Annotated in this window: 18 protein-coding genes; 11 read left to right on the top strand and 7 right to left on the bottom strand. The window is 72.7% G+C overall.

All coding sequences use genetic code 11. The features are described from left to right. Window positions 1–9: 9 nt before the first annotated feature. Complete coding sequence (locus tag ACKUB9_RS18915) at window positions 10–1,248, bottom strand: deoxyguanosinetriphosphate triphosphohydrolase (RefSeq protein ID WP_407525418.1); 1,239 nt, start codon at window positions 1,246–1,248, stop codon at window positions 10–12. Window positions 1,249–1,487: 239 nt separating this feature from the next. Here ACKUB9_RS18915 and erpA point away from each other — a divergent pair, with 239 nt between their 5' ends. The 3 genes from erpA to ACKUB9_RS18930 all read left to right on the top strand — a co-directional run bounded on the left by erpA (window position 1,488) and on the right by ACKUB9_RS18930 (window position 4,123). Next, window positions 1,488–1,814 carry an iron-sulfur cluster insertion protein ErpA gene (erpA, locus tag ACKUB9_RS18920; RefSeq protein ID WP_407525420.1) on the top strand — a complete coding sequence of 109 codons (327 nt, stop codon included), beginning with the start codon at window positions 1,488–1,490 and terminating at the stop codon, window positions 1,812–1,814. Window positions 1,815–1,889: 75 nt separating this feature from the next. Further along, entirely contained in the window at window positions 1,890–3,764 is a 1,875-nt protein-coding gene (locus tag ACKUB9_RS18925) for an aq_1923 C-terminal domain (protein WP_407525422.1), read from the top strand. 80 nt (window positions 3,765–3,844) lie between these two features. Then, window positions 3,845–4,123 carry a hypothetical protein gene (locus ACKUB9_RS18930; protein WP_407525425.1) on the top strand — a complete coding sequence of 93 codons (279 nt, stop codon included), beginning with the start codon at window positions 3,845–3,847 and terminating at the stop codon, window positions 4,121–4,123. A gap of 371 nt (window positions 4,124–4,494) precedes the next feature. Here the strand turns inward: ACKUB9_RS18930 and ACKUB9_RS18935 are convergent, their stop codons facing one another. Beyond that, entirely contained in the window at window positions 4,495–5,013 is a 519-nt protein-coding gene (locus tag ACKUB9_RS18935) for a hypothetical protein (RefSeq protein ID WP_407525428.1), read from the bottom strand. 363 nt (window positions 5,014–5,376) lie between these two features. Between ACKUB9_RS18935 and ACKUB9_RS18940 the strand changes: the two genes are divergently transcribed. Then, the gene (locus ACKUB9_RS18940) at window positions 5,377–8,229 is read left to right on the top strand and encodes a GDSL-type esterase/lipase family protein (RefSeq protein WP_407525431.1); all 2,853 of its coding nucleotides are present in this window, start codon (window positions 5,377–5,379) and stop codon (window positions 8,227–8,229) included. 41 nt (window positions 8,230–8,270) lie between these two features. Here the strand turns inward: ACKUB9_RS18940 and ACKUB9_RS18945 are convergent, their stop codons facing one another. Next, entirely contained in the window at window positions 8,271–8,462 is a 192-nt protein-coding gene (locus ACKUB9_RS18945) for a hypothetical protein (protein ID WP_238233608.1), read from the bottom strand. Between the two features lie 477 nt (window positions 8,463–8,939). Between ACKUB9_RS18945 and ACKUB9_RS18950 the strand changes: the two genes are divergently transcribed. The 5 genes from ACKUB9_RS18950 to ACKUB9_RS18970 all read left to right on the top strand — a co-directional run bounded on the left by ACKUB9_RS18950 (window position 8,940) and on the right by ACKUB9_RS18970 (window position 15,513). Next, window positions 8,940–9,629 (top strand): glutathione S-transferase C-terminal domain-containing protein, encoded by a 690-nt coding sequence (locus ACKUB9_RS18950; RefSeq protein WP_407525434.1) that lies wholly within the window; start codon window positions 8,940–8,942, stop codon window positions 9,627–9,629. A 202-nt stretch (window positions 9,630–9,831) separates the two neighbouring features. Continuing rightward, window positions 9,832–11,382, top strand: a complete 1,551-nt coding sequence (gene garD / locus ACKUB9_RS18955) for a galactarate dehydratase (RefSeq protein ID WP_407525437.1) — start codon at window positions 9,832–9,834, stop codon at window positions 11,380–11,382. Between the two features lie 173 nt (window positions 11,383–11,555). Next, window positions 11,556–12,878, top strand: a complete 1,323-nt coding sequence (locus tag ACKUB9_RS18960) for an MFS transporter (RefSeq protein ID WP_407525440.1) — start codon at window positions 11,556–11,558, stop codon at window positions 12,876–12,878. A 62-nt stretch (window positions 12,879–12,940) separates the two neighbouring features. Then, window positions 12,941–14,077, top strand: a complete 1,137-nt coding sequence (locus tag ACKUB9_RS18965; RefSeq protein ID WP_407525443.1) for an L-talarate/galactarate dehydratase — start codon at window positions 12,941–12,943, stop codon at window positions 14,075–14,077. Between the two features lie 347 nt (window positions 14,078–14,424). Beyond that, window positions 14,425–15,513, top strand: coding sequence for an SMP-30/gluconolactonase/LRE family protein (locus ACKUB9_RS18970; protein WP_407525445.1), 1,089 nt, complete (start codon window positions 14,425–14,427; stop codon window positions 15,511–15,513). 9 nt (window positions 15,514–15,522) lie between these two features. On the opposite strand, the gene ACKUB9_RS18975 is transcribed toward ACKUB9_RS18970, so the two are convergent. Continuing rightward, entirely contained in the window at window positions 15,523–16,662 is a 1,140-nt protein-coding gene (locus ACKUB9_RS18975) for a carboxylate-amine ligase (protein ID WP_407525448.1), read from the bottom strand. A 37-nt stretch (window positions 16,663–16,699) separates the two neighbouring features. Next, window positions 16,700–17,131 (bottom strand): RNA polymerase sigma factor region1.1 domain-containing protein, encoded by a 432-nt coding sequence (locus tag ACKUB9_RS18980; protein ID WP_407525451.1) that lies wholly within the window; start codon window positions 17,129–17,131, stop codon window positions 16,700–16,702. Window positions 17,132–17,302: 171 nt separating this feature from the next. Here ACKUB9_RS18980 and ACKUB9_RS18985 point away from each other — a divergent pair, with 171 nt between their 5' ends. Further along, complete coding sequence (locus ACKUB9_RS18985) at window positions 17,303–18,688, top strand: cytochrome P450 (RefSeq protein WP_407525569.1); 1,386 nt, start codon at window positions 17,303–17,305, stop codon at window positions 18,686–18,688. Window positions 18,689–18,710: 22 nt separating this feature from the next. Here the strand turns inward: ACKUB9_RS18985 and ACKUB9_RS18990 are convergent, their stop codons facing one another. Further along, window positions 18,711–19,157, bottom strand: coding sequence for a PaaI family thioesterase (locus ACKUB9_RS18990; RefSeq protein WP_407525572.1), 447 nt, complete (start codon window positions 19,155–19,157; stop codon window positions 18,711–18,713). 81 nt (window positions 19,158–19,238) lie between these two features. On the opposite strand from ACKUB9_RS18990, the gene ACKUB9_RS18995 reads away from it, so the two are divergent. Beyond that, window positions 19,239–19,940 carry a histidine phosphatase family protein gene (locus ACKUB9_RS18995; protein WP_407525454.1) on the top strand — a complete coding sequence of 234 codons (702 nt, stop codon included), beginning with the start codon at window positions 19,239–19,241 and terminating at the stop codon, window positions 19,938–19,940. A gap of 2 nt (window positions 19,941–19,942) precedes the next feature. On the opposite strand, the gene ACKUB9_RS19000 is transcribed toward ACKUB9_RS18995, so the two are convergent. Beyond that, entirely contained in the window at window positions 19,943–20,296 is a 354-nt protein-coding gene (locus tag ACKUB9_RS19000; protein WP_407525457.1) for a DUF1428 domain-containing protein, read from the bottom strand. Between the last annotated feature and the right edge of the window lie 120 nt (window positions 20,297–20,416).

Genomic DNA, 20,416 nt, shown 5'->3' on the forward strand with positions numbered 1-20,416 from the left:
CCCCGCCCCTCAGTCCCGCCCGCCCGGCCACGTCACCCAGTGCAGGTCCGGCGTCGTCGCGAACAGCCGCCGGTGCTGGCTCACCGCGTAATTGTCGGTCATGCCGGCGATGTAGTCGGCGACGCGCCGGGGCGTGCGGGGGTCGGCGGGGCCCGACAGGCCCGCCCGCCACTCCTCGGGCATCCGCCCGGGATCGCCCGTGAAGGCGCCGAACAGGTCCTGGACGATCCCGGCCGCGCGGGCGCGCACGGCCATCACGCCCGGATGCCGGTACATGCGGGCGAACAGGAAGGTCTTGATGTCCCGGTCGGCCGCCGCGACCGGGTCCGAAAAAGCCGCCACGGGCGCGCCGGCGCACCGGATCGCGTCCGCATCGGCGGGGGCGAGGCGGGCGAGGCGGCGTTCGGTCTCGGCGATCACGTCCTCCACGAAGCGCGTGATCACCCGGCGGGTCAGTTCGTGCACCACCCGCGAGCGGTCGAGGCCGGGATGGAGCGCCGCGATCTCGGCCAGCAGGCCGGCGAGGAACGGCACCTCGCGCAGGTCGTCCAGGCCGAACAGGTCGGCGCGCAGGCCGTCGTCGAGGTCGTGGGCGTCGTACGCGATGTCGTCGGCGAGCGCCGCCACCTGCGCTTCCGCGCCCGGATGGGTGGCGAGCGCGAGGTCCTGCACGGCGCTGTACTCGGTGATCGCCGCCGGGATGCCGGTCCGTGCGTAGCGCGGCATCGGCGCGCCCGCCGGCGTGAGCAGCGGGCCGTTGTGCTTGACGAGGCCTTCCAGCGTCTCCCAGGTGAGGTTCAGCCCGTCGAAGGCGGCGTAGCGCCGCTCCAGCCGCGTGACGAGGCGCAGGGCCTGCGCGTTGTGGTCGAAGCCGCCCTGCCCGGCCATGCAGGCATGCAGCGCGTCCTCGCCGGTATGCCCGAAGGGCGTGTGGCCGAGATCGTGCGCCAGCGCCAGCGCCTCGGCCAGATCCTCGTCGAGGCCGAGCGCGCGGGCGAGCGCGCGGGCGATCTGGCTCACCTCCAGGGTGTGTGTGAGCCGGGTGCGGTAATGGTCGCCCTCGTGATGCACGAAGACCTGCGTCTTGTGCTTGAGGCGCCGGAAGGCCGCCGAATGCACCACCCGGTCGCGGTCGCGCTGGAAATCCGAACGGGTCGGCGAGGCGGGCTCGCCGATCAGGCGCCCGCGCGACGCCGCGGGATCGCAGGCATAGGGCGCCCGCCACCGCTCACCGTTCCTGCCGCGCACGCTCGCGTCCCTCCCCCCGCATCCTCCGAGGCCGGACACCGTTCGTGGCAGAAAATCGGGCTCCCTCCCAGCGCCGGGGGCGCCCGGTCCACCGCGAACGCGTCCCCGGCGCTGTGTGCCGCACCCGGCGCAGGGCCGCCGCCGCCGGTCCCGGCCGTGGCCCCCGATCCTGTTGCGGTCGCGCCCGTCCGTTCCTATCTTGCACCCCAGCCAGACGGTCGAAACAGCCCCATCCGCCGATGACCGAGATCACCCTCACGCCGCGTGCCGCCCGCCGCATCAACGAGATCATGGGCGGCGAGCCCCCCGGGTCCATGCTGCGCATCAGCGTGAACGGAGGCGGCTGCTCCGGCTTCCAGTACGCCTTCGACATCGCGCAGGACCGCGCGGGCGACGACATGACGGTGGAGCGCGACGGCGCCACCGTGCTGGTGGACCCGATGTCGTTCGAGTACATGCGCGGGTCGACGATCGACTTCGTCAACGACCTGATCGGCCAGTCCTTCAAGATCGAGAATCCGCAGGCGACCGCGTCCTGCGGCTGCGGCACGTCCTTCTCGCTCTGACTGCCTTCACGCTCCGACCGCCCGTCCCCCTTCGCGGAAGCCCGACCCAGGGATCCCGACCTTAGGACTCCGACCATGACCCGCTGGAAACGAACGGGCATGGCCCGGGCCTTGTTCGGTGCCGCCGCCTGCGCGGCGCTGGTGGGCGGAGACACCCTGGGCGCGGCCGTCTCGCTGGCCCTGCCGGGCGGCGGGCGGCTCGAGATCGGCCGGATCGGTGCGGCCGGCGGCCCCTGGAGCCTCGTCGGCGCGGCCCTGGCGCAGGACGGCACGGTCGTCCTCGACGACGTCTCGCTCAAGTTCGGCAACACCCTGGTCAAGGCGCCGCGGATCGAGGTGAGCGGCACGCGGCTGTCGCGCGCCGACCTGCAGGCGCTGCTCGACACGGGCGGGAGCGAGCCCTGGGCGGCCCGCCTCGCGCGCCTGTCGGCCGAGACGCTCGCGGCGCCGCTCCTGCGCGTCGAGCAGGCGGTGGGCGATCAGGTCCAGGTCACGGTCTACCGCGACGTCCTCGTCCGCGACCTCGTGGCCGGCCGTGCGCGCAGCCTCGAGGCGGCGGGCGCCGTGCTCACCGTCGAGGGCGCCAAGCCCGAGGCGGGGCTGGGCTCGGGGGCCTACGGCCGGATCGCGGTCGCCGACCTCGACCTCACGGGCCTCGCGCGGCTCCTCACCGAGCGCGGCGGGCCGGAGGCGCCGACGATCCGGGTCTACGGCTCCGTCGCGGTGGCGGACGTCGCCCTCACCGGGCCGAAGGGCGCGACGATGCGCATCGGCCGCATCGAGGGGCGCGACTTCGGCGGACGCCCGACCGCGACGCCCTGGGCCGAGGCGCTCGGCCTCCTCACGAAGGGCGATCCCGAGACGGCGCCGCCGCCCGAGCGGGCGCGCAACGCCGGGCTCGCGGCCGACCTCCTCGACGCGGTGGCGGTCGGCGCGATCGAACTGCGCGACATCACCGTGACCGATCCGGGCGACGGCACGCCGACCCGGTTCGGGCTGGCGCGCGCGGCCTACGCGAGCGAGGGCGGCACCGGGACGCTGCGCTCCGAGGCGATGACCCTCGACGGGCCCGCCGGGCGTTTCGGCCTCAAGGGCCTGACGCTGTCGGGCCTCTCGCTGACGCCCGCCCTCGAAGGGCTGCGCCGCCACGCCGCCGGGAGCCTCGACCCGGCCGAGATGCGCCGCTACGTGCCGCTCGTCGGCCGCGCGACCGTCCAGGACCTCGACCTCGACATCCCGGCGGGTCCCGGCCGCGACCCGGCCGCCGCCGCGCCGCCGCTGCATGTCGGCCTGCGGGGCGCGGCCCTGGATCTCAGCGCGCTGCGCGACGGCATACCCACGGCCACGCGGCTCGCCCTCGACGGGCTGACCTTCGCGGTGCCGCCCGCGCCCGGCAACGCGGCCCTGGCGAACCTCGCCTCCCTCGGCTACCGCGCCGTCGACCTCTCGGGCGTGCTCGATTCGAGCTGGAACGAGGAGTCGCGCGAGGTCTCGGTGCGCGAGTTCTCGGTCACCGGCAAGGAGATGGGCAGCGCCCGGCTCACCGCGACCCTCGGGGGCATCGGCCGCGAGGTGTTCAACCCGGACGTGGCGGTCTCGTCGCTGGCGCTGCTCGGCGCGAGCGCCAAGGCGCTGGCGCTGACGATCGAGAACAACGGCCTGTTCGAGCGCTTCCTCGGCGAGCAGGCCAAGGCCGCGAGCCTCAAGGCCGCGGAACTGCAGCGCGAGTACAGTACGGCCGCGACCCTCGGCATCCCGGCGGTGCTCGGCAACTCGCCGAGCGCCAAGGCGCTCGGAGCGGCGGTGGCCCGGTTCGTGACCAAGCCCGGCCGCCTCACCATCACGGCCGCCGCCAAGGACCCGGCGGGTCTCGGCTTCCTCGAAGCCAGCACGGTGGGCAGCCCCGGCAAGGTGTTCGATCGCCTGAACGTGACCGCGACGGCGGAGTGAGACCCGCGCCGCGCCGGAACTCCGGCGCGCGGTGGGCGGTTCGGTCCATCAACCCGCTCGAACCGCTCCGGGAGGCTCACATGACCGCCCTCGTCCGCCGCGCCGCCCTCGCGGGCGCCCTCGTCCTCACCCTCGCCGGCCCCGCGCTCGCCCAGCGCGGCGGGGGCGGCGGCGATGCCGGCAGCGGCCTGTCGCCCTACGCGGCGCTCAGCGGCAACGACCGCTCGGCCGGTGTCAACAACGGCAATTACCGCAACCCGCGCCTCGATCCCTACGTCCAGGCCTATCCCCGCTACGGCCGGCCGGTCGGCGAGCGCTACCGCCCGCTGCCCCGCCCGTACTACGGTTATCCGTACTGACCGCCGGCCGGGATCGCCCTCGCCCCGCAATCCTCGCCGTCGCTCACGGCCAAGCTTCGCGGCCAGCTCCGGCGACCAGGACTTGGAAATGCTTCCCAAGCTAGCCCGGGCGGGCGGGCTCGATTATGGTGCGTGAGTCGTTCACGACGAGCGCGCCGCCGCTCGACTTCCACCGCACAGGAGACTGGCGATGAGCTTGGTGTTCTTTCTCGTCTTCGTTTGCCCGTGGATCGCCGTGGCGGCGATGGATCTCATGGCCATGCGCAAGGAGACGCCGGCCGCGCGCGTCCACGTGCCCACGAGCTGACGGCCCGGCTCGCGCGCCGATTCCGACGCCGATCCGCTCTCTTCACTGACACAGGGCGGACCGCTCAGGCATCCCGTCTGGCCTGAGCGGTCTTCACCGCCTGCGACACGCGGCCGATCTCGCTCGGTTCGAGCACGGTGCTGCGGCGCTCGCTGTCGGCCGGCTGCATGCCGTGCCGGGCGGTCCGCCCCGAGGCGGGATGATGGCGGCGGGCCCTGCTCGTGCGCTCCAGCGCGCCGTGGAGGTTGGCACGCACCGCCTCGCGCCGTCTCGCGATCCGGAACCGGTCGAGCCGCGCATTCACGCGCTTGAGCGCGCGGGCGAAGACCTGCTTCTTGGCCGCCAGGCCGCGCTCGCTCGACTGGGCCGCCTCGACCCCGCGCGTCGTCGCCTTGCCCCGGCGCGCCCGCCGGCGGGCCGCCACGATGTCGCGGATCCGGTCCCGCTGCGCCCGCAGCCATCGGGCCAGGGCGAGCGTGCCCTCGGCATCGAGGTCGTGCAGGGCCGGATAATGGCTCAGCGTGACCTGACGGAGTTCGTCCTCCGACAACAGGCGCCGCTCGGATGCGATCTCGACACTCACGCTCCGTCTCCCTGGCAACCGCAAGTCCTGGTTGGCGTGGCATTGCCACGCGTGGTTTCATTCTGCCCGATTGTCTCGCCGTGAGTCACCTCACGATCTGCCTCGATCGCGACGTCACGCGGCCGTGCCCAGGCTCGCGCGCCGCTCCGGTCGGGGGAGAATCCTCCGAGGCAGGAACGCCTTCCGTCGTCGGAGCACGCCCGGAAATACACGGTTGATTGTACGATGCCGTACTGTTTTCCTAGTTACACTTCAATGCTGACGACGCGGACCTACCTCCAAGGATAGCTTCTGTCGACTTGACTTCAGTGATAAGCCGCTCCCTGAACTCGGCTCCGCGGGCCGAAACGGGAGGAATACTGAATGGCGACAGTCACGCAGTTCGATCTCGACGGCACGGCCGCGGGTCTCGACTCCACGCGCGCCTACCAGGCGAGTTTCGGGGAAGTCCTGCTGATCCCGAACGCCGCCCTGACGGCCTCGGGCACCTTCGACGGACAGACCCTGACCGTGTCCGGCTTCCGGCCCGAGGTCCAGATCGGCTTCGCCGGCGGCGTCGTCGATACCGCCGACCGGGTCAGCGTGGACGGCCTCGTCATCGCCACGTGGTCGGGCGGCAGCAACGGGACGCCGCTCGTCTTCTCCTTCACCAGCAACGCCACGGCTGCGCGCGTGCAGACGCTGCTGCGGAACCTCACCTACGACTGGAACGAGGGCGCCGCTCCGGTGGCGACGCAAAACCTCTCGCTCAGCCTCGCGGGCGTCGCGCGCAGTGCGGCCATGACGACTTCGGCCCCGAATGCCGCGCCGAGCCTCGATCTCAACGGCAGCGCCAGCGGCACCGGGGTGACGGCGAGCGCCGTCGAGCAGACGCCGCGGGCCATCGCCCCGGCTGCGACCCTGACGGATGCCGATTCGGCGCAGCTGACCTCGGTCACCGCCACGCTCCTGTCCCGGCCGGACGGCAACGCCACCGAGTCGCTCTCCTTGAGTGCCGGCGCGGCGGCGGCGGCGAGCGCGGCCGGTCTCGCGGTTGCCTACGACGCGGCGAGCGGCGCGCTGACCATCACCGGCCGGGCCAGCACGGCCGTCTACCAGGATCTGGTGCGGGGGATCACCTACACCAACGCCAGCAACCAGCCGACCGCCACGGCCAGAACCGTCCGCTTCGTCGCCAGCGACGGCACCGCGGCGAGCGTCGCGCGCGACGCGACGGTCACGGTGACGCCCGTCAACGACGCGCCGGTGATCGACCTCAACGGCGCGGCCGCCGGGACCGGCACTACCCTCCCGTACGGCGCCGCCGGCACGCTGTCCCTGATCGCTGCGGGCGGAACGATCGCGGACGGCGATTCGCCGAACCTGAGCGGCGGGTCCCTGCGCGTGGCCTTCACGGCAAATACCGCCGCGGGCGACCAGCTGCGCCTCGTGGCCGGGAACGGCGTCACCCTCTCGGGCAGCACGGTCAGCGTCAACGGCGTCGCGATCGGCAGCGTCACGGGCGGCGCCAACGGCGCGGACCTCGTCGTCTCCTTCACCAGCACCAACGCCACCCTGGCGCGGGCGCAGACGCTGCTGCGCCAGATCGGCTACTCGACCACCGCGTCGTCGCGGCTGACGCGGCAGCTCGCCGTGACGCTGAACGACGGCGACGGCACCGCCAATGGCGGGCAGCCGGTCGGGACGGCCGCCGCGTCGATCACCTTCGGTGCCGCGCCCAACGTCGCGCCGGTCCTGACCGGCGACCTCCAGGCCGTGATCACCACGGGCGCGACCTACACGCTCACCACCGCGGACCTCTATTACACCGACCCGGACGACACGGCCTCCGGCGTGACCTTCACCACGAGCAGCCCGGTCAACGGCAGCATCCTGGTCAACGGCGCCACCGCGGCGGCCTTCACCGGGCAGCAACTCGCCGCCGGTCAGGTCGCCTTCCGGCACAGCGGCGCGCAGGGCACCGCCGCATCCTTCTCGGTCAGCGTCGAGGACGGCAACGAGGACGGATCGGTGCCGGCGGCGCGCAGCTTCCTGCTGTCCGTCACGCCGCCGCAGCCCGGCACGAGCCTGAGCTTCGCCTCCGCGACCCGGGGCGTCTCGGCCAGTCTCGGCGCCGGCGCGTGGTCCTCGGCGCAGACCCTCATGCCGCTCGGCGACTCGATCACCTACGGCGACGCCCCTCCCGGCATGGACGAGCACGGCTACCGCGGCCACTTCTGGACCAGCATGGCGGCGGCCGGCCGGCTGTTCGACATGGTGGGTCCGAACAGCAACGGCGCCGTGCCGGATCCCAACAATGCCGGCTTCCCGGGCGCCTGGGCGGACGACCTCGCGGAGCAGCTGCCGAACCTGCTGACGACCTACCGCCCCGAGACCATCCTGCTGATGGCGGGCACCAACAACGTGCTGCAGGAGACCACCCCGCAGAACACGGTGCGGACCGCCCTGGCGACGATGCTCGACCAAGTGACGGCCTTCAACCCGGCCACGCACGTCTACGTCGCCACCATCCTGCCGCTCTCGTCCGACGAGAACGGCGAGGTGGACGCCGTCAACACCGTGATCCGGGCCGAGGTCGCCAACGCCATCCTCAGCGGGCAGAACGTCTCCCTGGTCGAGATGGCCGGCTTCACGACGGACGATCTCTTCGACGGCATCCATCCGACCGAGGCGGCCTACCAGCGGATCGCCGCGAACTGGTCCTCCGCGGTGCTCGCGACACCCCCGACGCCGCCCGCGACGACCGGGATCGACGCGGCCGTCACCGACCTGACCGGCTCCGCCTTCAACGACCTGCTGACGGGCGACGGACGGGCGAACCGTCTCGCCGGCGGAAACGGCTTCGACCGGCTCAGCGGCGGCCTCGGCGACGATCTGCTCGATGGCGGCGCCCAGGACGACACGCTCGTGGGGGGCGCCGGCAACGATACCCTGATCACCGGGACGGGCGTCGACCGGATCGCGTTCCTCGAAGCCGACAGCGGCCGGGACGTGGTGCAGGATTTCACCGACACCGTCGACAAGCTGATCTTCGATCGCCAGGCGACCGGCGTGGATTCGTTCTCCGACCTCGTGGTCAGCGTGCAGGGCGGCCGGGTGAACGTGGCCTGGAGCCCCTCGACCGGCAGCGGCGTCACCGGCCGGGGCGACGTGACGCTGCAGACCCTCACCGATCCGGCCCTGATCACGGCCTCCGACATCCTGTTCACCGGCTGACCGGGGCGCGGCGCGGTCCCGCGCCGGTGCGGCCCGCCGGCTCAGGTGCCGGGGTTCACGAACAGGCTGTCGAACTGCTCGGGCGCGTAGTCGCGGCCGGTGATGTCGGTGATCACCACGTGCTCGTGGCCGTCCGCCACCAATTCGTGTGCCTTGCGCAGGGCCGCCTCCGGCGAGGTGCGCTGGTGGGATTGCGGTCCTTCGGGCGTGTGGGCGGTCACGACGAGTTGCATCGATGCTCCTTCTCTGCGGCGGCCGGTCTATCAGACCTGGGACGGCCTCGCGACGGAAGGGGCGGCGGCGCATGGCGCGACCAGCGAACCGGCCGCGGCCTCGCCAGGGCGCGCGCGCGGCCGGCGCAAGTTGCCCCGGGCTGCAGATGGCATCGGTGGGCGGCCTTGCCGCCGCTCCTCCGAATCATTCTGCCGTGAGATACTGATAAGGAGTAGTCGAAGGCCCTCTTCAGGGTGATATCGTCGGAACGATGTTCTGAACTGATCTTTGTGGGAGAGCCGCTGCACAGCCTGTGCGAGGGTCCGTGCGTTCCGCGCGTCCCGTTAGCCCAGCGCGGGACAGCGGGCCGGGAGGTGGATCTTGCAGCGGTCGCACGCCCGGCCCGCACCGTCGGGCCGTCCCCGCCGGTCCGGTCGAGCCCGGCGGCCGGCCGTCAGTGCGGGGGCGCAGTCCGTCGGCACGGCCGGAGCGACGCCATGGTCACGCTCTACTCCTATCCCCCCCTGTTCGGCGTGGCCGACAACAACGGCTACGGCCTGAAGGTCTTCGCCTTCCTGAAGCTCGCCGGGCTGCCGTTCGCGCATCGGCACGTCTTCGACGCGGCGGGCGCGCCGCGCGGACAGCTGCCCTACCTCGTCGATGACGGCGAGACGGTGGGCGACAGCGACACCATCCTGGCGCATCTCGCGCGCCGCCACGCCGTGACCCTCGACGCGGCGCTCACCGCGGATCAGCGCGTCACCGCGCTCCTGATCTCGCGCCTGCTCGACGACCTCTACTGGGTGATGTCCTATTCGCGCTGGAAGGACGAGCGCTTCTGGCCCGCCTTCCGCGACGCGCTGCTGCGCGAGCATCCGAGCCTGACGCCGGCGCAGCTGCAGGCGGCGCGGGAGTTCAACGCGCAGCGCTACCATTTCCAGGGCATCGGCCGCTACGAGCCGGAGGCGGCCTACGCGCGCGGTCTCGCCGACCTGCGGGCGCTGGCGCACCTCGTCCCGGAGACGGGCTACCTGTTCGCGGACCGCCCGACGAGCAGCGACGCCGCCCTCTACGGCTTCCTCGCCAACATCCACTTCTCGCCCATCGACACGCCGCTGAAGGACTTCCTCACCGCGCAGGCCAACCTCGTCCGCCACTGCACGGCGATCCACGCGGCCGTCGCCTGACGCGCCGGACCGGCCCGGCCGATCGATCCAAATCCCGCATCGATCGATGCCGACAAAGAGTTGGCTTCGGAAGATCGGCGGTCCTATGCAGGGGGCAGAATAAGGCGGGCCTACGAGCCTGAGCCCGCCAGCGCAGACCATCCGGACCCTCGCGGCCCCGTCGCAGGATCCGGACCTGTCTCGCCCCGCCAGGGAGGAGCCGGTGCCGGCCGCATCACATGTCGAGAGGACGGGCGATACGCCCCGCATCATCCGGCTCAGCGAGGCGGACAACGTCGCCATCGTGGTCAACGCCTTCGGGCTGCCGGCCGGGACGGTGTTTCCGGACGGGTTGACGCTGCGCGAGTTCGTGCCGGAGGGCCACAAGGTGGCGCTCGCCGACATCCCCGAGGGCGGGCCCGTGCGCCGCTACGGGGAGGTGATCGGCATCGCGCTGCGCGACATCCCGCGCGGGGCCTGGGTCGAGGAGGCGCGCATGCGCACGCCGCCGGCCCCGGCCCTCGACGCGCTGCCGCTCGCCACCCGCGTGCCCGCCCCGCTGCCGCCCCTCGACGGCTACACCTTCGAGGGATACCGCAATCCGGACGGCTCGGTCGGCACCCGCAACATCCTGGCGATCTCGACCAGCGTCCAGTGCGTCGCCGGCACCCTCGACGTCGCCATCCGGCGCATCCGCGAAGAACTGCTGCCGCGCTATCCCAACGTCGACGGGGTGGTCGGGCTCACCCACGCCTATGGCTGCGGGGTCGCCATCAACGCCCCCGAGGCGGTGATCCCGATCCGCACGCTCCAGAGCCTCGCCCGGAACTCGAATTTCGGCGGCGAGGTGATGGTGGTGGGCCTCGGCTGCGAGAAGCTGGTCTCGGAGCGGCTGCTGCCCGACGGGCAGAGCGACGGCGTGGTGCGCCTGCAGGACGAGCGCCACCACGGCTTCGGGGCGATGCTCCAGAGCATCATGGCGATGGCCGAGGCGCGCCTGGAGGTGCTGAACCGGCGGCGCCGCGAGACCTGCCCGGCCGCCGACCTCGTGATCGGGCTGCAATGCGGCGGCAGCGACGCCTTCTCGGGCGTCACCGCCAACCCGGCGCTCGGCCACGCCGCCGACCTCTTGGTGCGCTGCGGCGCCACGGTGCTGTTCTCCGAGGTGACCGAGGTGCGCGACGCCATCCACCTCCTCACGCCGCGGGCGGAGACCGAGGAGGTGGCGCGCGCGCTGATCCGCGAGATGGCGTGGTACGACGCCTACCTGGCCCGCGGCGAGGCCGACCGCAGCGCCAACCCCTCGCCCGGCAACAAGAAGGGCGGGCTCAACACCATCGTCGAGAAGGCGCTGGGCTCGGTGGCGAAATCCGGCACCAGCGCGATCCGGGGCGTGCTCGCCCCCGGCGAGCGGGTAAGCCAGAAAGGCCTGATCTTCGCCGCGACCCCGGCGAGCGACTTCGTCTGCGGCACGCTGCAGCTCGCCTCCGGCATCACCCTCCAGGTTTTTTCCACCGGCCGCGGCACGCCCTACGGCCTCGCCCAGGCGCCGGTGATCAAGGTCGCAACCCGGACCGAGCTGAGCGAGCGCTGGTCGGACCTGATCGACCTCGACGCGGGCCGCATCGCCACCGGCGAAGCGACCATCGAGGAGATGGGCTGGGAGCTCTTCCGGCTGATCCTCGACGTGGCGAGCGGGCGCCGCGAGCCCTGGTCGGACCATTGGGGCCTCTACAACGACCTGACGCTGTTCAACCCCGCCCCGGTGACCTGAGGCGGGCCGGGGCCGCCTCGGATCCCCGCATCATCCGCCGAAGCGTTCACCGGTTCGGCGGCGTGAGTCGTGACAACGAAGAAGACGAGCAGATCTACTAACAAAAAATCTGCCTGGACTGCGATCATCAGCACGAAGACTGCCTGAGCCGCCTTGCCCAAAAGGAGGAAACGATGGAACACGCCCGAAGCGAACTCGAAGCACGGACGATCCGCAAGGTCGCGTGGCGGCTCCTGCCGCTCATCGTCGTGATCTACCTCGTCGCCTACATCGACCGCACCAACGTCAGCTTCGCGGCGACGGGCGGCATGTCGCAGGCGCTCGGCCTCACCGCCAAGGATTTCGGCTTCGGCGCCGGCATCTTCTTCCTCGGCTACTTCCTGTTCGAGGTGCCGAGCAACCTCTTCCTCGAAAAGACCGGAGCGCGGCGCTGGATCGCCCGCATCATGATCTCGTGGGGGCTGGTCGCGGGCGCGATGGCCTTCGTGGGCGGGCCGACGAGCTTCGTCGTCATGCGCTTCCTGCTCGGGGTCGCCGAGGCCGGCTTCTTTCCCGGCGTGATCCTGTACTTCACCTACTGGTTCCCGAAATCCTACCGCAGCCGGGTGCTGGCCTCGCTCTACGTCGCGGTGCCGGTGGCGAACGCCGTGACGGCGGCCCTCTCGGGCCTGCTGCTCGGGCTCGACGGCTGGCTCGGGCTGGCGGGCTGGCAGTGGCTCTTCCTGATCGAGGCGGCGCCGGCGGTGCTGCTCGCCTTCGTGGTGCTGCGCTACCTCACCGACACGCCCGCCGCCGCCGACTGGCTCGCCCCGGACGAGAAGGCGTGGCTCTGCGCCGCCATCGAGCGCGAGCGCCAGGACCTGCTGCGCCGGGAGCAGGGCCACATGACCCTGCGGCGCGCCTTCACGGACCTGCGCGTCCTGTCGCTGGCGCTGATGTACTTCACCATCGTGACGGCGACCTACGGCATCACCTTCTTCCTGCCGCAGATCGTGAAGGGGATCGGCGGCTCCAATCTCCAGGTCGGGCTGATCAGCGCCGCGCCCTACATCGTCGGCACGGTCGGGCTGCTCGCCTGGAGCTGGTCGTCCGACCGCATGCGGGAGCGCAAGTGGCACTACATCGTGGCCTGCCTGCTCGGCGCGGGCGGCCTCGCGGCCGCGGGGCTCTACGGCAGCACCCTGATGGCGGTGGTGGCCATCGCGGTCGCGACCATCGGCCTCTATGGCTGCAAGCCGGCCTTCTGGACGATGCCGAGCGAGTTCCTCACCGGCACGGCGGCGGCGGGCGGCATCGCGATGATCAACTCGGTCGGCAACCTCGGCGGCTTCGTCGGGCCCTTCGCGGTCGGCTGGATCAAGGACGCGACGGGCGGGTTCGGGGCCGCGCTCGGCTTCCTGACGGCCTGCGCGGTGCTCTCGGCGCTGCTCGCCTTCGTCACGGCGCCCTCCCGGCGGGCCTCGCCCCAGCCGGCCGCGGCCCTGCCGACGACCTGAGCCGCGCCTTTCCCGCCCCCGACGGGGCGGGAGCCCGCCCCTTTCCCCACCGGAGCCGAACCATGTCGGACGCCCGCGAGACCGTGAGCTGGATCGGGCTGCACGCGGTCACCCTGCCGCTGAAGACCCCCATCAGCGACGCCAAGGTGCTGACCGGCCGCCAGAATCCGATGACCGAGATCGCGATCCTCTTCTGCGAGATCGAGACGAGCGGCGGGCACCGGGGGCTCGGCTTCAGCTACGCCAAGCGCGCCGGTGGGCCGGGGCAGTTCGCCCATGCCCGCGAGATCGCCCCGGCGCTGATCGGCGAGGACCCCAACGACATCGCCAAGGCCTGGGACAGGCTGGCCTGGGCGGGCGCCTCGGCCGGCCGCAGCGGTCTGGCGGTCCAGGCCATCGGCGCCTTCGACGTGGCGCTGTGGGACCTCAAGGCGAAGCGGGCGGGCCTGCCGCTCGCCAAGCTGCTCGGCGCGCAGCGCGACGCGGTGCGCTGCTACAACACCTCCGGGGGCTTCCTGCACACGCCCCTCGACGCGGTGCTGGCCAACGCCGCGCGCTCCCGCGCGGCGGGCATCGGCGGCATCAAGCTCAAGGTCGGGCAGCCCGACCGGGCGCAGGACATCGCCCGCGTGGCGGCGGTGCGCGAGCATCTGGGCGCGGGCGTTCCCCTGATGGTCGACGCCAACCAGCAATGGGACCGGCCGACCGCCCAGCGGATGGGCCGCATCCTCGAACAGTTCGACCTCGTCTGGATCGAGGAACCCCTCGACTGCCTCGACGCCGCCGGCCACGCCGCGCTGGCGGCCTCCCTCGACACGCCAATCGCCACCGGCGAGATGCTGACGAGCGTGACCGAGCATTGGGAGTTCATCCGCCAGGGCGGCGCCGACTACCTGATGCCGGACGGGCCGCGGGTGGGCGGCATCACGCCCTTCCTCAGGATCGCGACGCTCGCCGAGTTCGCCGGCCTCACCATCGCCCCGCACTTCGCGATGGAGCTGCACATCCACCTCGCGGCGGCGATGCAGCGCGAGCCGTGGGTGGAGCATTTCGAGTGGCTGGAACCGCTGTTCAACGAGCGCCTGGAGGTCCGGGACGGCCGCATGATCGTGCCGACCCGCCCCGGCCTCGGCGTCAGCATGAGCGAGCAGGCCGTCGCCTGGACCCGCGAGACGGCGGAGGTCGGCCGCCGGGTGTGAGGTGTCCGGCGGCGTCGCCGTTCTGTCGGAGGAAACGGCCGGCCGGTGCGCACCTCTCCCCGCGCCATCCTTGTCGGGGATTTTTCCACGGACCGACATGCGCTTGCGGGGAGAGGCCAACGCGCACCCGCCGCCGCGCGCCACCGGCGGCACTCCCTCCCGGCGCAGCGATCATCGTGAACGCGCCGTGCTCTGGAGACCCGAGTAGGCGCCTCGAGACAACACAGCCACGTCGATCCTCGAGCCAATCCTCACGCCAAGTCGATTCCGCAGGGTCAGGGTTCATGTCATGCTCCCCTGACGCGGAGCCGCGGCCGGAAACAGGCCGCGCACGGGGAGGACGACCGATGACGATCACGCGCCGGACCATGATGGCGGGGGCGGCCGCCGCGCTCGGGCTCGCGGGCCGGGAGGCGGCGGCGCAATCCTTTCGGTTCACGCCCAACCAGCGCTACCCGGATCCCGCCGTCGAGGTGCTCGATCCGAGCTTCGCCAAGTACCGGATCTACAGCAGCACGCTGGAGCAGGTCGCGACCGGGATGCGCTGGGCCGAGGGGCCGGCCTACTTCCCCGAGGGTGGCTACCTCCTCGTCAGCGACATCCCGAACAACCGCATCATGCGCTACGACGAGCGGGGCGGGAGCTTCACGGTCTTCCGCCAGCCGGCGAACTACGCCAACGGCAACACGCGCGACCGCCAGGGGCGGCTCGTGACCTGCGAGCACTCCGTCACGCGCCGGGTGACGCGGACCGAGCCGGACGGCACCGTCACGGTGCTGGCGGACCGCTACGAGGGCCGGCGCCTCAACGCGCCGAACGACGTCGTGGTGCGCTCCGACGACACGATCTGGTTCACGGACCCGCTCTTCGGCATCAACGGCGAGTGGGAGGGGAGCCGGGCCAAGCCCGAGCAGCCGACCACGAACGTCTACCGGCTCGATCCGGACGGCAGGCTCGCGGCCGTCGTCACCGACCTCGTGAACCCGAACGGTCTCGCCTTCTCGCCCGACGGGACGAAGCTCTACGTGGTGGAGTGGAAGGGAACGCCCAACCGCAGCCTCTGGCGCTTCGACGTGGCGGCGGACGGGGCGGTGAGCGGCAAGACCAAGCTGATCGATGCCGCCGACCAGGGCGCCCTCGACGGGTTCAAGGTCGACCGCGACGGCAACCTCTGGTGCGGCTGGGGCAGCAACGGCCAGCTCCAGCCCGAGCCGACCGAGCGGAACGGCCGCCGGGTCCACGAGCTCAAGGGCCGGTCCGAGGACCTCGACGGGGTCAAGATCTTCGACCCCACGGGCAAGCCGATCGGCTTCATCCGGCTGCCGGAGCGCTGCGCCAACCTCACCTTCGGCGGACCGAAGAACAACCGGCTCTACATGGCGAGTTCGCACTCGCTCTACGCTCTGTACGTCGAGGCGCATGGCAGCACCGGGTGAGCGGAGGGGTCAGGCGGACCCGGTGTCGCGCCCTTCGGTCGCCCGGGCCAGCGCGTCGATCACGGCGGCGACCGCCTCCGCCTCCGAGCCGCCCGCGCGCGCCGTCGCCTCGTAGGCGGCGAGCTGCAGGTCGGCGCTCGCCCCCTCGGCCAGGATGCGCCGGGTGCCGGCGAGCGCCTCGGCACAGTCCAGGGCCGCCGCGTCCTCCGCCACGAGGGCGAGCACGCTGTCGAGGATCTCGGGCAGCGGCACCGCCCGCTCCTCCCCCGCGTCGATCAGCGCGGCGCGCACGCCGTCGCGCTGCGCCCGCCACAGGTTCTCGCGGATGATCGCCCGGGCCACGCCGTCGAGGCCGGCATTGAGGTCGGGCCGGCGCTCGGCCGCGCGCACGAGGCAGCGGTAGAGCGCCGCCAGCGCCAGCGCGTCGTCGAGCCGGGTGCAGCTGTCGGCGATGCGCAGCTCCAGCGTCGGGAAGCGCACGGACGGGCGCAGGTGCCACCACAGGAAGCTCGCATCCGCGATCGCGCCCGACCGCGTCATCACCCGCACGTAGCGCTCGTAGGCGCCGGCATCCGCGAACAGGTCCGGCAGGCCGGTGCGGGGCATCTCGCCGAAGGCGCTGAGCCGGTAGCCGGCGAGCCCCGTCCGGCGCCCCTGCCAGAAGGGCGAGGAGACCGAGAGCGCGAGCAGCAGGGGCAGGTACGGCAGCAGCCGGGTCATCAGGTCGATGCGGGACTCGGGCCGCGCCACCTCCACGTGGACGTGCATCCCGCTCACCACGCTGCGGCGCCCGACCATCTGCACCGCGTCGAGGATGCCGAGGTAGCGCGCGCCGTCGGTGGCGCGCTGCTCGTCCCAGGCGGCGCTCGGATGGGTGCCGGCGGCGAAGACCAGGAGCCCGTGCGCCCGGCCGATCTCGGCGAGCCCCCGGCGCAGGCCCCCGAGCGCGTCGCGGGCCGCGGCGAAATCCGCCAGCGGCGGCGTCGCGATCTCGATCTGGCTCTGGAGCAGTTCCCGCTCGGCCGCCGGCAGCAGCGCCCGGGCGGCGGCGTGGAAGCCCCGGATTCCGGCGCGCGGCGTGCCGCGGGTCTCGGCATCCGCCAGGAAGAACTCTTCCTCGATGCCGAAGCGGTAGGCCGGGTGCGTCATGGGGCGGGATCCTCGGCGAAGGGGGTCGGGGCGGATCCTACGGGCCGCCGCGCAGGAGGAGAACGGCCGCGAGCACCAGCGCGGCGGCCGCGAGGAAGGCCAGCACCACCGCCCGGTGCGCGCCGCCGCCGGTCCTCGGCCCCTCCCGGGGCGCCGGGGTGGCTGCAGGGGGCACCGCCGCGGTCTCGGGCGGCGCGGCGGGCGGCGGCCCCTCGGGCTCCGGGGCTCCGGCCTCCGGCAGCGCGGGACCGGGCGGCCGGGCGCGTGCCAGCCCCTCGGCCAGCAGGCCCTCGTCGAGTTCGACCGGCACCCCGGCCTCCTCGATCTCGATCACCACCAGCGCGATGTCGTCGGGGCTCATGGCGGCGATCGGCAAGGCGCCGCGCAGGTCCGCGGTAGTCAGGAACCTCTGCTCCCGGCCCTTGGCGATCAGGCGGTCGAGGGTCGGCCGGTCGAGGGAGGGCGGCATCGGGCAGGTCCTGGAGCGACCGTTCGGCGGGCGCGCTCGTCAACGCGGCAAAGGCGCGGGCGTTTCGGCCGTGACGGTCACGCCCGCGCCCAGATGCGCAGCGAAGCTCGCCGCATGTTCCCGCCCGATGGCGGCATGATCCCGCCCGACGGCGGGGAGGACCCGGAACCCATGACCGCGCACCCGACGCCCCCCCGCGACCTGCCGCCCGCGGCCCGCATCGACCCCCCGGCGGCGCCCCTGCCGCCGCTGCGGTTCATCCGCACCCTGGTGCGCAACCCGGTCGAGACCTGGCCCCAGGCGGTCTACCGCGAGCCGATGATCCGCTCGTCGTTCTTCGGCCGCAGCACCCTGTTCGTGATGGACCCGGCCCTGATCCGCGAGGTCATGGTCGATCAGGCGGACGCGTTCGAAAAATCGGAGGTGCTGCGCCGCTCGCTCTCGCCCGCCCTCGGCGATGCGATCCTGACCGCGGACGGGGCGCGCTGGCGCTGGCAGCGCCGCGCCGCCGCGCCGATCTTCCGCAACGAGCGCATCGTGAGCTTCCTGCCCGCCATGATCGGGGCGGCGGAGCGCACGCGCGACGGGCTCGCCGCCCTGCCGGCCGGGACCGAGGTCGACCTCGCCCACGAGATGATGCGCACCACCTTCGACATCATCGCCGAGACGATGCTGTCGGGCCACGGCGCCATCGACGCCGCGCGGGTCGAGCGCGGCATCACCGAGTACCTCGAATCGACGAGCTGGATCTTCGCCCTGACGCTGATGCGCCTGCCGTCGTGGACGCCGTTCCCGGGCCGCCGGAAGGCCGAGCGGGCGCGCTCCTATCTGCGGGACGAGCTGCTGCGGCTCGTGGCGGAGGGGCGGCGCACCGGAACCGAGGGGCGCAACGACCTGCTCAGCCTGCTGCTGACCGCCCGCGACGCGGAGACCGGGCAGGCGATGACCGACCGCGACGTCGCCGACAACCTCCTGACCTTCGTGACCGCCGGGCACGAGACCACGGCGCTCGCCCTCACCTGGACCCTCTACCTGCTCGCCCGCCACCCCGAGATCGAGGCGCGGGTGGTGGCCGAGATCGAGGCCGTCACGCAGGGCGGGGCCCTGCGGCCCGACCACGTCGAGGCCCTGGCCTACACCCGCCAGACCATCCAGGAGGCGATGCGGCTCTATCCCCCCGCCCCCGTGGTGGTGCGCGCCGCGCTGCAGCCGGTGGAGATCGGCGGCGAGCGCATCGACACCGGCACCCCCGTGACCGTGCCGATCTACGCCATCCACCGCCACGCGCGGCTCTGGGACGACCCCGACCGCTTCGACCCCGACCGTTTCGCGCCGGAGGCCGTGCGCGCCCGCGACCGCTACGCCTACCTGCCCTTCGGCGCGGGGCCGCGCATCTGCATCGGCATGAGCTTCGCGCTGATGGAGGCGGCGGCGATCCTGGCGGTGCTGGTGCGCACCCTCGCCTTCCGCCTGCGGCCGGGCTTCGTGCCGACGCTCAAGCAGCGCATCACCCTGCGGCCCGCCGAGGGCATGCCGCTGCGGGTCGGCCCGCGCTGAGATTGCGGTGCGGGCGCCCGGGTCAGGCGCGGCCCGGGTTCCGCGCGCCCTCCTCCCGGTCGCGCGCCTCGCGCAGGCCGGTGGGCTTGAACACGCCGCTGGCGCTCGCCACCAGGGCGCCCGTCTCCTCGCTGCGCACCTCCGCGTCGCAGAACAGGATCGACTGGCCGGCCCGCGCCACCCGCCCCTCGGCCAGGAGCACGCCGCGGCCCGGCGCCAGGAAGCGGGTCTGCATGTCGAGGGTCACGACCGGCCGCCCGGCGGTCAGCCGCGCCACGGTGCCCATCGCGATGTCGAGCAGCGTGCACAGGATGCCGCCATGCGCGATGCCGAGATTGTTGGCGTGCTCCGGGCCGAGCGCGAGGCGAAGCCGCGTGCGCCCGTCGTGGAAGCCGAGCGCCTCGATCCCGCAATGGCGCGCGAACGGGATGTCCGCCCCGAAGATCGTGCCGTCGCCCCCGTCCTGCATCTGCCCCATGCCCTCTCCCTTCCTTCGAAAGGACGGTATGGAGTGTTCGCCGTCCTGGCAATCCGATCGAGAGAGATGCCGATGACCAGCCCGCCCCGCCATGCCTTCGTGCGCACCCGCTGGTGGTGGGTGCGCCACGCCCCCGTGCGCGGCGACGGCGGACGCATCTACGGCGGTTCGGACATCGCGTGCGATTGCGGCGACGCCCACGTCTTTTCCGGCCTCAGCCCCGTGCTGCCCCGCGGCGCCGTCTGGGTGTCGAGCCATCTCGGGCGCACCCGCCAGACCGCCGAGGCCCTCTGGCAGGCGGGGGACTTCACCGTGGAGGGCGCCCACCCGCCGCTCACCGCCCTGCCGGCGCTGGCCGAGCAGAACCTCGGGGAGTGGCAGGGCCAGGACCGCGCCCGCTTCTTCGCCGAGCGTCAGCCGCTGGCGGCGAGCTACTGGTTCGCCCCCGCAGACGAGCGTCCGCCCGGCGGCGAGAGCTTCGTGGAGATGTGCGAGCGCGTCCACGCGGCCATCGCCGAGGTCACCGCCGCGCATCGCGGGCGCGACATCGTGGCGGTGGCCCATGGCGGCACGATCCGGGCGGCCCTCGCCCTCGCGCTCGCGCTGCCGCCCCAGGGCGGACTCGCCTTCGCGATCGAGAACTGCTCGCTCACCCGCCTCGATCACTACGACGGCCCGGACGGGACGGGCTGGCGCGTCGGCATGGTCAACGGCCAGCCCTGGCTCGGCACGAGCCCGGTCGGAACGAGCCCGGACGGCGGGCCGGCGGCCTGAGGCTACAGCTCCAAGAAGGGCTGGAAGCCCCCGAAGATCATGCGCTTTCCGTCGAAGGGCATCTCGGCCATGTCGGCCTGGAGGCGCGGATCGCTCATCACCTTGGCGTTGATCGCATCGCGGTCGGCGCGCGAGGCGTAGACGATCCACGAGAAGGCCACGGTCTCGTCCTCGGTCGCCTGCACGGCCCGCGGGAAGGAGGTCCGTTCGCCGTAGGGCACGTCGTCGGCGAGGCATTCCACGAAGGCGAGCGCCCCGTGCTCCTTCCAGACCGCCCCGGCCCGGCGCGCCAGCGCCTTGTAGGCCTCGACCTTGTCCTTCGGCACCGCGACCACGAATCCGTCGACGTAGGTCATCCGCGTCTCCCCTGGCAGCCCGGCCCCGCGGCCGGGTCGCCCGGAGGACGAATCGGCGGGCGGGGATCCGACAACCCTGGCATACATTTTCCGTGTCGGACGGTCTGATGCTGCGAAACG

Origin of the sequence: Methylobacterium oryzisoli (genome assembly GCF_046557895.1) — a bacterium.
Lineage (GTDB): Bacteria > Pseudomonadota > Alphaproteobacteria > Rhizobiales > Beijerinckiaceae > Methylobacterium > Methylobacterium oryzisoli.

Bases quoted from the DNA above. Each gene is read 5' to 3' on its own strand.
- ACKUB9_RS18940 (WP_407525431.1), top strand. From the start codon at position 5,377: ATGGCGACAGTCACGCAGTTCGATCTCGACGGCACGGCCGCGGGTCTC.
- erpA (WP_407525420.1), top strand. From the start codon at position 1,488: ATGACCGAGATCACCCTCACGCCGCGTGCCGCCCGCCGCATCAACGAG.
- ACKUB9_RS18960 (WP_407525440.1), top strand. From the start codon at position 11,556: ATGGAACACGCCCGAAGCGAACTCGAAGCACGGACGATCCGCAAGGTC.
- ACKUB9_RS18980 (WP_407525451.1), bottom strand. From the start codon at position 17,131: ATGCCGCCCTCCCTCGACCGGCCGACCCTCGACCGCCTGATCGCCAAG.
- ACKUB9_RS18945 (WP_238233608.1), bottom strand. From the start codon at position 8,462: ATGCAACTCGTCGTGACCGCCCACACGCCCGAAGGACCGCAATCCCAC.
- ACKUB9_RS18930 (WP_407525425.1), top strand. From the start codon at position 3,845: ATGACCGCCCTCGTCCGCCGCGCCGCCCTCGCGGGCGCCCTCGTCCTC.
- ACKUB9_RS18975 (WP_407525448.1), bottom strand. From the start codon at position 16,662: ATGACGCACCCGGCCTACCGCTTCGGCATCGAGGAAGAGTTCTTCCTG.
- ACKUB9_RS18995 (WP_407525454.1), top strand. From the start codon at position 19,239: ATGACCAGCCCGCCCCGCCATGCCTTCGTGCGCACCCGCTGGTGGTGG.
- ACKUB9_RS18925 (WP_407525422.1), top strand. From the start codon at position 1,890: ATGACCCGCTGGAAACGAACGGGCATGGCCCGGGCCTTGTTCGGTGCC.
- ACKUB9_RS18965 (WP_407525443.1), top strand. From the start codon at position 12,941: ATGTCGGACGCCCGCGAGACCGTGAGCTGGATCGGGCTGCACGCGGTC.
- ACKUB9_RS18990 (WP_407525572.1), bottom strand. From the start codon at position 19,157: ATGCAGGACGGGGGCGACGGCACGATCTTCGGGGCGGACATCCCGTTC.
- ACKUB9_RS18970 (WP_407525445.1), top strand. From the start codon at position 14,425: ATGACGATCACGCGCCGGACCATGATGGCGGGGGCGGCCGCCGCGCTC.
- ACKUB9_RS18950 (WP_407525434.1), top strand. From the start codon at position 8,940: ATGGTCACGCTCTACTCCTATCCCCCCCTGTTCGGCGTGGCCGACAAC.
- ACKUB9_RS19000 (WP_407525457.1), bottom strand. From the start codon at position 20,296: ATGACCTACGTCGACGGATTCGTGGTCGCGGTGCCGAAGGACAAGGTC.
- ACKUB9_RS18985 (WP_407525569.1), top strand. From the start codon at position 17,303: ATGACCGCGCACCCGACGCCCCCCCGCGACCTGCCGCCCGCGGCCCGC.